The 11,441-nt window shown below is 52.3% G+C and carries 11 protein-coding genes; 7 read left to right on the top strand and 4 right to left on the bottom strand.

Translation table 11 applies throughout. The features are described 5' to 3' along the window. Nucleotides 1–134: 134 nt before the first annotated feature. From DEF47_RS10620 to DEF47_RS10610, 3 genes are all read right to left on the bottom strand, one after another. Nucleotides 135–479 (bottom strand): hypothetical protein, encoded by a 345-nt coding sequence (locus DEF47_RS10620; RefSeq protein ID WP_012189920.1) that lies wholly within the window; start codon nucleotides 477–479, stop codon nucleotides 135–137. Next, nucleotides 476–2,560 (bottom strand): O-antigen ligase family protein, encoded by a 2,085-nt coding sequence (locus DEF47_RS10615; RefSeq protein WP_041304467.1) that lies wholly within the window; start codon nucleotides 2,558–2,560, stop codon nucleotides 476–478. The genes DEF47_RS10620 and DEF47_RS10615 overlap by 4 nt, the downstream gene beginning before the upstream one ends. 172 nt (nucleotides 2,561–2,732) lie before the next feature. Continuing rightward, nucleotides 2,733–3,122, bottom strand: coding sequence for a dUTP diphosphatase (locus DEF47_RS10610; RefSeq protein WP_012189922.1), 390 nt, complete (start codon nucleotides 3,120–3,122; stop codon nucleotides 2,733–2,735). A 119-nt stretch (nucleotides 3,123–3,241) separates the two neighbouring features. Between DEF47_RS10610 and DEF47_RS10605 the strand changes: the two genes are divergently transcribed. Then, on the top strand, nucleotides 3,242–3,646 hold the full coding sequence (locus DEF47_RS10605; RefSeq protein WP_012189923.1) for a DUF7793 family protein: 405 nt from the start codon (nucleotides 3,242–3,244) through the stop codon (nucleotides 3,644–3,646). 75 nt (nucleotides 3,647–3,721) lie between these two features. Here the strand turns inward: DEF47_RS10605 and DEF47_RS10600 are convergent, their stop codons facing one another. Continuing rightward, nucleotides 3,722–5,167, bottom strand: a complete 1,446-nt coding sequence (locus tag DEF47_RS10600; RefSeq protein ID WP_012189924.1) for a formylglycine-generating enzyme family protein — start codon at nucleotides 5,165–5,167, stop codon at nucleotides 3,722–3,724. 225 nt (nucleotides 5,168–5,392) lie between these two features. Here DEF47_RS10600 and DEF47_RS10595 point away from each other — a divergent pair, with 225 nt between their 5' ends. The 6 genes from DEF47_RS10595 to cas2 all read left to right on the top strand — a co-directional run bounded on the left by DEF47_RS10595 (nucleotide 5,393) and on the right by cas2 (nucleotide 11,346). Further along, nucleotides 5,393–6,034, top strand: coding sequence for a ribonuclease HI family protein (locus tag DEF47_RS10595; RefSeq protein WP_287045126.1), 642 nt, complete (start codon nucleotides 5,393–5,395; stop codon nucleotides 6,032–6,034). Beyond that, the gene (locus DEF47_RS10590) at nucleotides 6,027–7,451 is read left to right on the top strand and encodes a coiled-coil domain-containing protein (RefSeq protein WP_012189926.1); all 1,425 of its coding nucleotides are present in this window, start codon (nucleotides 6,027–6,029) and stop codon (nucleotides 7,449–7,451) included. The genes DEF47_RS10595 and DEF47_RS10590 overlap by 8 nt, the downstream gene beginning before the upstream one ends. Before the next feature lie 18 nt (nucleotides 7,452–7,469). After that, nucleotides 7,470–8,432, top strand: coding sequence for a hypothetical protein (locus DEF47_RS10585; protein ID WP_287045125.1), 963 nt, complete (start codon nucleotides 7,470–7,472; stop codon nucleotides 8,430–8,432). Further along, nucleotides 8,416–9,711 (top strand): reverse transcriptase domain-containing protein, encoded by a 1,296-nt coding sequence (locus DEF47_RS10580; protein ID WP_012189928.1) that lies wholly within the window; start codon nucleotides 8,416–8,418, stop codon nucleotides 9,709–9,711. The genes DEF47_RS10585 and DEF47_RS10580 overlap by 17 nt, the downstream gene beginning before the upstream one ends. Nucleotides 9,712–9,794: 83 nt before the next feature. Further along, a complete protein-coding gene (gene cas1 / locus DEF47_RS10575; protein ID WP_012189929.1) occupies nucleotides 9,795–10,796 on the top strand; it encodes a CRISPR-associated endonuclease Cas1 in 1,002 nt (333 codons plus the stop codon). 271 nt (nucleotides 10,797–11,067) lie between these two features. After that, a complete protein-coding gene (gene cas2 / locus DEF47_RS10570; protein ID WP_012189930.1) occupies nucleotides 11,068–11,346 on the top strand; it encodes a CRISPR-associated endonuclease Cas2 in 279 nt (92 codons plus the stop codon). Nucleotides 11,347–11,441 lie beyond the last annotated feature (95 nt).

Raw genomic sequence — 11,441 nt, 5'->3', positions numbered from 1 at the left:
CTGCACCCCCTCAAGGGCAATCATGGGAAGTCCATGCATCTAACCATGAACCACACGATCATTGGTTCGGATTGGGAAAGCAATCTTCCTGGTTAAAAACCGATCTCCAACCCCCAACAACCGATCTCCACCCCCTACCCTTCCAACTTGCGCCGCAATACCGCGATTTCGCGTTCAACATCGGCCACATAATTATCGAGCCAGCCAGGAGCCGAAGCGCCCAATTGATTTTGGCGCATGAGCAAACGGCGTAATTCGCGCTCATTTTGGCGCAATTGTTCACTCAGCGAGGGGGCATATGGCTCAGGAATTGGCTCGGCCAGCGCTGAATCGGGCACTTCATCCAAATATTGCACCACCAACTCGCTGACCAAATCGCTGACTTCCATCGAACGGGCACGACAAAGCCGCTCTAAACGATCGCGTTGTTCAGCAGGTAAGACAACTCGACAAGGCAAAGTAAAGAAACCGTCGCTCATGATTCCTCCGTTGCGGATGGCCGCCAAACACTGATAAGGAGCAAGCTCCACCAGAGATATATCATATCACCGCCAAGCATGGTTTGGTCAAGCATGCCATGAATCACTAAATCTGCCAAGATTGCCAGCCCCACCAACCCCAAAGCCTGTTTGCTGCCCCACCAACGCCAAACCTGCCAGCCAAGCATGGCCAAAACTACCAGCAAACCGAGCAAGCCTAATTGTAACCAGACATCAAGCAGCAGATTATGCGGATGCGCCAAGGTCAAAAAACGAATCTGTGGAATTCCATAGCGGCTTGGCTCAAGCTGGGCAAATTGATCAAGCCCAAATCCAAGCAGTGGTTGATCCTGCACCGCTCGCCAGGCTGAAGCCCAAATTTCTTGGCGAGCTGAGCCAGTGCCCTCGCCAAGCCGCAACACGCGGGCCAGCAAGCTGGGCTGAATCAAGCCAAAGCCCGCTAAACCAACACCAGCTAAGCCAGCAGCGCCAAGCAACAAACGCCAACGCCGTTGTAGCAGCAAAACCAGAGCAACAGCGCCAACCACGCCCAGCCATGCGCCACGGGTGAAGGTCAACAAAACACCCAAACTCAGTGGTAGGCTGAGTAACCACGCCAATTGACGCTGTTTGGCCGATTCGGCGCTCAAGGCCAAGGCTAAACTACCAGCCAAACCAGCGCCCAAGTAAACACCCAAGGCGGTCGAGCTTGGCAACAGGCCGATCAAGCGTGGCACGCCAGTTGTGGCCCAAACGCCTTCGCCCAAGGCAAAGCGCACCAAGCCATCACCAGCGATCCAAGCCGCCATTACAATATAGCTCCAGAGCATGCTTTGCGCTTTAACTCGCTGAGTTGCCAGTAATAGCAAGGCCAAACAAGCCCAAATCGCTGGCTCGATGATCGTGCGCCGCAATTCTCGCAAGGCTGTCGCAGGCTCGACCAAGCCACTAGACCCGAGGCTCAACCCAGCCGCCAGCACCAAACCCAGCGCTACTGCCCCAATTGGCCAATACCAACTAGTTTTGAACCAAGCAACATCAGGCCGTTGACCACGCCACCAACGCCAAATCACATGCAATAGCAAGCCAGCAGCACTGATGCCAAACAAGGTTTCGTTGAGCGGAAAACTCAAGTTGCCAACCAAGCGAGCGCGATAATACAGCGGAATTGCGAGCAATGGCAGACAAGCCGCTAAACTTGGGCGCAACCCAATTAAGCCAACTAATGCTAGCAGTCCAATCGACGCCACAGGCCATGGCAGCCCAAACCATGCCGCCAACGCCACGCCCGCCGCCAACAACAGCCAATCTTTGGCTAATATAGCGCGTAAAACCCACCACAACAAACCTGCAAAACCCAAGGCTAAACCACTTGCCAAAACCCAACGCCACCATGGCCGCACATTAGTTTGGCTGGTGATTGTTTGTTGCAAGGTTTGGGCATATTGGTCAAGCACCTGTCGATAGGTTTGATCAAGCTCGCGCAGTTGGCGTTGGCTATAACTGGCCCGACCAACCTCAATCGCTGCTTGGGTCGCTTGTTCAAGTGTGCCATTGCTAATCGTAATTGCGCGGGTTTGAAAATAGTTGCTGTTCGGGGCTAGCCAATCGCTGCGGGTTCCGAGTGGTGGTGGATACAGTTTGAGGTGTTCGACGATTGGCCATGTGGCTGAACGTAGTTGCTCAGCCAATGCGCCTAAATCGCGGGTTTGACCCATCAAAGCCGTATCGTAGGCTTGCAAGGCTTGACGTTCATGCTCAGCAGCGCGTGAGGTTTGGGCCAATAATTCAATATCAACCGCCAATTCACGCCGCACTTGGCTTTGTTGTTCGGGGCTAAGTTGGGCCAATTGCACGCCACGGCGCTCAAAATCGCCACGTTCGCCATCAAGCACGCTAGCAGCAATGACGGCAATTTGGCGTTGCTCAGCCTGTTGATCAAGCGTGGCAAGGCTGGCCTGCACCAAAGCCGCTGGAGCGTTGGCATTCGATAAGGCTGGCATTGGTAAGAATAATGTCCAGCAGCTGAGGCCAAGCACGAGCAAAGCCAATACCCGATCAAACTGGCGTGATTGAGCCATACAACGATCTTTCCACATTGCTATACCAGATCATGGGGTTGATATCCCACTTCAAGCAAGTTAAGGATTGATGAATGTGGGAGCAAACATCCTGCGCCCGAATCCTGCCTAGAGGGGTTATCACCAACAATGAAGCAGGCTAGGATCAACCACGGTTCATCGTTGCTGAAGCTTAGGCATCACGAAACGGTGGCGCTTGTTGGGCCAACACGCTTGCAACATCGGGCGGTTGCCAATCGGCGGGTTTAAGCTGTTTACCATCGGCTCGGCGCGGGCCAGTGGTTTTCGCTAAATTTGCCCGATGCACTTCAGCGAACACCGGATTCAAATCAATGCCATAGGTCAGGCATAGGCCATAGGTAACATACAGTAAATCAGCGGCTTCTTGAGCAATAGCAACCAGATCCCCAGCGTTAACCGCCGCTTGGAGTTCGGTATATTCTTCCTGAAGTAATGTTTGGCGCAAAGCTTGCACAGCGAGAGATGGCAGTTGGGGGGTATCTGGCAACTCCATTCCAATCGCCTCGTGAAATGCTCGCACCGCAGCGCTATGATCTGGCATCGTCAACCTCAAACCAATGAACCGCGCTTATCCTACCCGTGATCAGCGAATGCTGCAACTGATGGCCCTGTTTTTGCCGTCATATTCGCATCACAAACCCTAGTTCGGAGCCTTTTCGCATGACAATGTACTCACGCCAGATTGATGCGCAGACCCGTACTGCGCAATTCTCCTATGATCCACGTGGGATCTTATGGATCATCTCGCTCCCTGCAGCCCAAGAATCGCCTGCTGACGCGACTGAAAATGTAGCAGTCATGCAACGGCTCTTGGCGAATCGGCCAAATAGTGCGGTTATTCTCGATATGCGAGCCTTAGAAGCGATCGATCGCGAAGCTCGCCATATTTACACCAGCGGCGATACAAAATTCCCCACGCGAGCCTTGGCGATCGTGGTCGAATCGGCAACCAGCCGCATCACTGGCAATCTCTATATGACGATAAGCCGTGGGAGTGGCCGCCCAACCCGCATGTTTCAAACTCCTGCCGATGCTGAAATTTGGGCGGTTAATCAACTTAACTAATTAAAAAGTGTTAGGCGAGGGGATGCTAGCTAGCCTAGCATCCCCTTTAGTGGTTAAAGAGCCACTCTTTTGCAATCATGGCAAGCTCTGATCTAGTGCGATATGTTGGACACAGCGAAAGCCTGTGCCATTGCTTGGTTGATCGTTAATTTGCTCGTTGCTAATCCGCCAGGTGCTATGCAAAACTCCGGCCATGCTAGCGACCGAGCCACCTCGGCGGGTATGCCGGGCAGTTGGAATCACTGGCCCACGTGGATTAAGCCGATCGTTGGACTGACAGGCATGCGGATCATACCAATCGGCAGTCCATTCAGCAGCATTGCCAAGCATATGCGCCACCCCATAAAAACTTTGACCCTCGGGTAGGCTATCTACGTTCATCAAGGCTGGGCTAAGCTTGCCTTGGGTAAAATTGAGCTTAGCGGGCTGCCAATCGTTGCCCCAAGGAAAGCGCCAATAATGCTTACCACGGGCTGCTACCTCCCATTCGGCCTCGGTTGGCAGGCGTTTGCCTTGCCAAATACAATAGGCTTGGGCTTCACTGGGCGTTATTTGCACCACTGGTTTATCCAAATGTTCAGTAATTGCTGAATTTGGACCATGAGGATGCCGCCAATTTGCTCCATTGATCAACTCGAAACCATTACTATCGCTCCAGACAAAGCCTGCCCCCTGCGTTTCAGCTTGGGTTAAGAGGCTGGGGTTAGCCTCACTATAACGCAGAAAATCGCGATTGCTGACCTCAAAGCGATCGATGGCAAAGGCATCAAGTTGAATCAAACGCTGTGGTTGTTCATCGGCAAACCACGAGCTATCGCAGCCTGTCTGATGCACTTGGCACAAACGCGTATATTCAGCAATATCAGCATCACTACTGCCTTGCAAATATTCATCAGCAGGAATTAAGGCCATGCTGCTTGAAGCATCATGAGATGCCGCAGTTGCTTGAAATAATGAAAACAGCGGCCAGCCAAGCACACTGATCAGCCCAAATAAGCCCAACCACTGGTACGGTTTGTTGGGAAATTTTGATTTAACTTGAATACTCGGCGCTGGGGTTGGAAGATTTAAGGGCAAATCTGATGCATCGATTTGGGTATCAACAACGAGATTGAGGACACTTGGAGCTTGGTTAGGAAGAATGCTTTGGACAACCTGGCTCAGCAATGCTTGATCGAGTTGTTGTTTGAAACCACTTTGCAGATAGCTCTCAAGCCAAGTAGTTGTCAGTGGTTCGGGGGGAATAATACTAGTCGCACTGAGCATTGTGATCAGCCATGGTTGAGTTGCCCGACCTTCGGCCAGGACAATCCAAATTAATGCGGCTAAAGTTTTATCTTCGACCATCACGCGTTGACGGGAAGCATAGCGTAATGTACGGAGTGTATCAACCCCAATGCTCAAGCAATCGGCTATATACGCTTCTGTACTTGGCATGGAGCCACTTCGTTGACTTTGGACTAACTTTAACCCATCCCCGACTGCCCGACAAAACTGCTGACGATTGGTGATATCAGCCATTGTGCTACCTCCATTAAGCACGATCAAACACTGCTAGCTTACCGCATATCTATACCATTTTAAATCCTCTGCTGTAATATTTCAGAGAAGTCTGTAGCTCCTCTACAGGATTCTCTGTACTTTATTAGAGACTATTTGCGCAATCTTCTTCAACTACCCTCCAGTGCTTTCCATTCACTAAACTGCTAGGCTAGAAATATCGATTCTTGGTATCGAAAGGAGGTATTGGTTGATGACATGTTTGGTGGGGCTGCTGCTACTTTTGGGACTGGCAAGCATCCTCGTGCTGATTGCGCTGCCCAATGGTCGGCGCTTGGAAATGTTGCAATGGTCGATCCGTGGGTGTTTGGTTGTAGTGGTCAGTTTGCTGGGCCTGAGTTGTTTTATTGGCAGCCTGTTGCTGTTGCTGAGGGCACGATGAAGATTTGGCTGCAAATTGATGCAACGCCAGGCAATTTGGCTGGTCGGGCTGGTTTGGGCTTGGTCATTCGCCAAGACGATGGGGCGATTTTGCGCTGGGCAATGCAGCAAGCTCCCGCCGACACTAATAATGTGGCGGAATATCAAGCCTTAGTTCATGGGTTGCGTTTGGTCCAACGCTATTATCCCCAAGCGAATGTCATCTGTCTGACCGATAGTTTGTTGATTGTCGATCATCTGGCTGGGCGGTGTGCCGTGCGCACGCCGCATTTACACCCGTTGCATAGCCTAGCTTGTCAATTAATCAGTCGTTGTGTGAGTTTTCGCGTTGTACATATTCGGCGAGCCTACAACCGCCTCGCCGATGCCCTCGCTTGGGAGGCACTCAGCGGAACCAAGGCCTTGGTGCAATGGGTCAATACGCCACAGGAGCATCTGTATGAGTAGTTTGGAACAGCATGTTGATACGTTATTTGAGGATGGAGCAGCATTGTTAAATGGCAACCCGAGCCAAAAACTTGGCCAACAGTTAACATTTAATGGTTTAGCCACACCACCGCAATTGATTGCCCGTCGATTTTTGGGCAAGTTGGTTGATGTTTTAGTGCCGCCAGCCTTTACCGCGATCCTCAGTGGCCCGCAAGGTTTGCGGCGTTGCCTAACCAGTGGTAGCTACAATCTTTGGGATATTCCGCGTGGTCCAGTAATGGTGCAATGGGTTTCGATGAGCCGTATGCGCCGCGAGATTGGGCCAATCGAAGGGTGGAGCGCCGATAAATGGCGTGTTCGCTTTACCGTCGTCGTTGATTTCGAGGTCTGCGATCCTTATCTGATTGCCAGCCATCAAGCCCCGCTAACCGTGCTTGAAGATGTAGTGCGGAGCGCTGCAATGCAGCAATTCGAGCGTATGAGCCACGAAGCCTTGACGGGCTATGATCCTGAGATTGGCGGGATTGATCGGCCTGCGCTGCGCATGTTTGAGCAATTGAGCCAAGAACCAGCTTTGGCTGGCCTGACCCTGATTCGCTTGCAAATTCTTGATCGAGCTGGCGATCTGCGACGGATTGAGGCGGCAACTGAAACTGCCGTTGCCATTGCCCAGCTTGAAGAATCAACCCGTTTGCAACGCGCCGAAGATCAAGCAGCCTTATTGACGATCGATGGGCAGGTGCTGCGCCAATCGGCGGAAGCAGCTTTGCGCATGGCCGCCACGATTGATGAAGGTCGCGAACAGCTTGCCCGCCATGATATTGCCGCCCAACGTCATGCGCTCAATGCCCAATTGCATGTGCTCGAAGCCAATATGCGGGCACAGGTGGCCGAAATTGCCCGCGAAGAGCAGGCTTGGCAACACGAACAACAACGCCTGATGCTGGAATGGCAAAGCCAAATTCAAGCCCAACAAAGCGAGCAAACCCACGATCAGCAGTATCAGATGTTGGATCTTCAGCATCGTTTTGAGGCTTTGCATGCCGAACGCGCTCATGAAGTTGAAGAACGTCGCCATCAACGCGAGCGTGAGTTGCGGGCTATGCAACAGCGCCATGAACAAGTATTAATCAATCAGCGAGAACGGCTTGAACATTGGCGTTCGCAGCATGAACGCTCACTCCAACTAACCCAACAACAACATCAAGAGCAATTGGCCTTAATTCAGGGCACGACTACCATTGCCAGCCAAGCCGCTGGCTATTTGGCCCAATTTGGCATGCCAAGTCGGCGCATTGGGAGCAACGATTTGGCCCATGATCCAACGTTAATTGCTGGTGAAGGTTTGCGTAGCTTGCGCATGTTGCAAGAGCAATTACAACCCCAAATCACCGAGCCAGCCGCCCCAAGCGAGGCCAGCGATGCTAGCCATTGATTGCGCCAAGCAACACATTTGAATCTGCCAGCACTTTGGCATCCTGAGCATGGCGTGCTGTTTGAGCAGCGAGCAGTCTCGGTGGCGCGTTGGGTGCTGCCAATTCTGGCGTTGCCGCCAACCAACAATCTGCCACGCTGTATTAATCAACAGTGGTTGCGCTGGTTGGCAGGCTGGCATGGCTTGCCCGATGCCGCAAATACCCGTTTGCAATTGCGGATTTGGCGGCATGCCCATGGGTTAAGTTTGAGCTATGTGGGCATGGTTTGGCATGAACAGGCCAGTATTGCCGTGCAGATTGCCCAAACCGCCGCCCGTTGGATGCTTGGGTTATTGCCAACGAGCTATGCCTGCCAAGTGATCGAGCAGCACGATCAATTAATTGACCAGTTGCAGGATCAATGGCTGCGCAGTTTGCCCTATCAGGCTTTTGTGCGTTTGCAACATCAGGCTATTGTCGCTCAGCCCTTTGTTTCGGCTTACCCCAACCATGCTTGGCAAGCCAGTTTGCGAGCCTTGTGGGCCAGCGCTAGCCCCAGCCTAATTAGCCTCACTGTTCAGCCAACCCAGCTCTATCCCGAGGAACGTGCCGAACTTCAACGCCAGAGTAACCATCCAGCAGCCCAACTGGCCCAACGCTGGCAGCATTGTTGGCAACGGAGTTTGTTGGTTTGTAGCGCTGATCCATTGTTGCTGGTAGCAGGATTACAAGCCGACCACGCGCCTAGCTCGCAACAACAATTACTCGAAATTTGTTTACCACAAGCCGAAGAGCATGCTGCGGCTTTAGCGGAAGTTTGCTGGGGCAACTGTGAACCATGGGCCGCAACGGATTGGGCCTATCAACGCTTAGCCCAATTGCTCGCCAACGAACAACTGGTGCATTGGCTAAGCTTGCCCGATTTAAGCCCCAACGAACGCCAAACCTATCACATTTCAAGCATAAATTCTATGGAGGAACCCGATGCAACCACGCTATGAATCGGCGATGTTGGCCGAAATTGCCAGCGTCGATAATTTGACTCGCGCTTGGAGCCATGTGCGGCGTAATATTCGCATTTCGCAACGTGGGCGCTCACATGGCCCCGATGCAGTGACGATTTTGGATTTTGAGGCCGCTTGGGTTGATCACATGCAACAGTTGGCAATGGAATTGCAAAGCCAAATTTATCGGCCTTTGCCACCACGGCGGCTTTTTTTGGATAAACGTGATGGTGGCAAACGCAGTATTGCGATTCTCGCCGTGCGCGACCGGATTGCCCAACGCGCGGTGTTGCAAATTCTTGAGCCAGAAATCGAGCCAACTTTTTTGGATTGTTCGTATGGCTTTCGGCCTTACGTTGGCGTGCCCCATGCCCTAACCCGAATCGAACGCTATCGCCAGCAGGGTTTGCAATGGGTTGCCCACGCTGATATTAGCGATTGTTTTGGCACAATCGATCATCAAATTTTGCTCAGTCAATTACATCAACGAATTAGCGATCGGGCAGTCGTCGAATTAATTGGCCAGTGGCTAAGCGTTGGCGTGATGGAAGATGCCGCAACCACCGAAGCCAGTAATTGGTGGGATGATGGCGAAGATTTGCTTGAACGCTTGGCGAAACATGGCGAAGATCTGCTCTGGCCAAATCAGGGCTACCCTCAGGCTGGCCCATCCTATGCTCCGCAAATGCTTGATTTTGAGGCCAACCGCACCGATAGTTTGCGCAAACGAGCCTTGCAAGGTCTCGCCAGCAACGCCGCCCTGTGGGGCATAACCCATAGCAAACGGGTTATTAGTGGTTTGCGCAGCTTGGCTCCGTTATTCAAACAAGTGCCTGGTGGCAGCCTAACATGGGGCGCTGCTGGGATTGCAACCCTAGCCTTAATTCCGCTGAGCCAGCGTTTGTTGCGCCAACATGAACGTGGCACGCTCCAAGGTGGGGCAATTTCACCGATGCTCGCCAATATCTACCTCGATTCCTTTGATCGGGCGATGACTGAGCGGGGCCATATTTTGGTGCGATTTGCCGATGATTTTGTGCTACTGGGCGCACATCAAGCGGCAGTTGAGCAAGCGCTTGCCGATGCAACCAATGTGCTCAAGCGCTTACGCCTCGCCACCAAAGAGAGCAAAACTGGGGTGCAGCATTTTAATGATGGCCTGACCTTCCTTGGACATCGCTTTGCCGCTCAACCACAGGATGCAGCCGACCGCTGGCCGACCTTCGAAGCGGCTGAGCGGGCGATTAAAGAGCGTTTGCGCAAACCTCGTACATAAAATCTGACAAGCAGTTTGATAATGAACCTGTATCTTGTACCCCTCGCCAATATTGAAGCCAGCGTTAAAAAGGATCGTCAGCCATGCCAACTCTCTATTTAAACGAGCAAGGCACCCGTTTGGGCAAAAAAGATGAGCGCTTGATCATCCTACGTGGTCAAGAGTTGATCAACGATATTCCAGTAATCAAAGTTGATCGAGTCATTGTGATGGGTCAAGGGGTGCAGGTATCGCATGCCGCAATTGTATTTCTGGCCCAACGAGGAATTCCCTTAATTTTTACGACCCAATCGGGTGGCTCACAGAAGGCCATGGTTTCGGCGGGCTTGGGTAATAATGCGGCTTTGCGCCTCGCCCAATGCCGCATTGTCGATAACCCCCATTTGGCGGTTCCCTTGGTGCAGGCGATTGTAGTTGGCAAAGTTGCCAATCAAATTCAACTGTTGGAGCGTTATGGCAGCGATTGGGGTGGGATGGGGCTACGTGCCAAACAAACCATGCAGCATGTCATTCAACAAACGCAACACATGCCCGATATCGAGCAATTGCGTGGCCTCGAAGGAGCTGGGGCAGCGGCCTATTGGGGCACATGGAGTGCTGTTTTCAAAACTGCCTGGGGTTTTGCGGGCCGCGCTTATCGCCCAACCCCCGACCCATTGAATGCCTTGTTGAGTTTTGGCTACACACTGCTACTCAACGATTTGATGACTGCCGTGCAAGCCCTCAGCTTTGATCCCTATCTCGGCGTGTTTCATACTGTGCAGTTTGGGCGACCCTCGTTGGCGCTCGATCTCGAGGAGGAATTTCGGCCATGCATCGTTGATCGTATGGTGTTGGATGTGCTTGATGCTGGTTTATTGCAAATGAGCAATTTCAGCCGCACTGAAAAAGGCTTTTTGCTCAACGATCGGGCGCGTAAAAGCTTTATTCAAGCCTATGAGCAACGCATGCAAACCCCGATTCGCTATCAAGGCACTGGTAACAACGAGCCAATGCGACGGGTACTTTTACTACAAACTCAGCATTTAGCGCGGGTTCTGCAAGGCGAAGAGCCGCGCTATCAGCCCTATGTTTGGCGTGATTGAGCGCTAGGGCATCGTTAAATCCCTCACCCCCAACCCCTCTCCCACTGCGGCAGGCGAGGGGCGTTCCAAGCGTCATGATCGGATGGTTCCCCCTCGCTCGCTTGCGGGAGAGGGGGCTAGGGGGTGAGGGCATCCAAATCGACGGTACATCCCACCCAATCATTGTTAACAACCTACCCTTATACGGCAGGAGTTGGGGGTGAGGGCATGAAATTCATGTGCTTTGTGTCCTTCATGGAGCATTTTGCATTGACTAGCCGAAGGATCAAGTATGTTCATCTTAATTAGTTACGATATTCCCCACGATAAACGGCGGAGTAAAATCGCCAAAACCCTCGAAAATTTTGGCAAGCGCGTGCAATATAGCGTATTTGAATGCCAACTGACCGATAGCCAATTGGCCGATGTGCGGGGGCGGCTGACTGCGTTGGTTGTGCCCAACGAGGATAGCATTCGCTTTTATTCGTTGCCCAAGGATGCAGTGACCGCGATGTTAATTCTTGGGCATGGGGTGGTAACCCACGACCCAAGCTTCTATTGGACTGATTAGCTCGAATTCAGGTCGATTGCCAGAATCCGATCAAAGCGAAAAGCCCGCTCCTGTTGGCGTAATTCACACCAGCCGCGCATCCCGGTGCTGGTCAG

Source organism: Herpetosiphon sp., assembly GCF_003512625.1.
GTDB lineage: Bacteria > Chloroflexota > Chloroflexia > Chloroflexales > Herpetosiphonaceae > Herpetosiphon > Herpetosiphon aurantiacus.
Note: the sequence above shows the minus strand (reverse complement) of the source record. Positions and strands in the feature narration are given on the sequence as shown.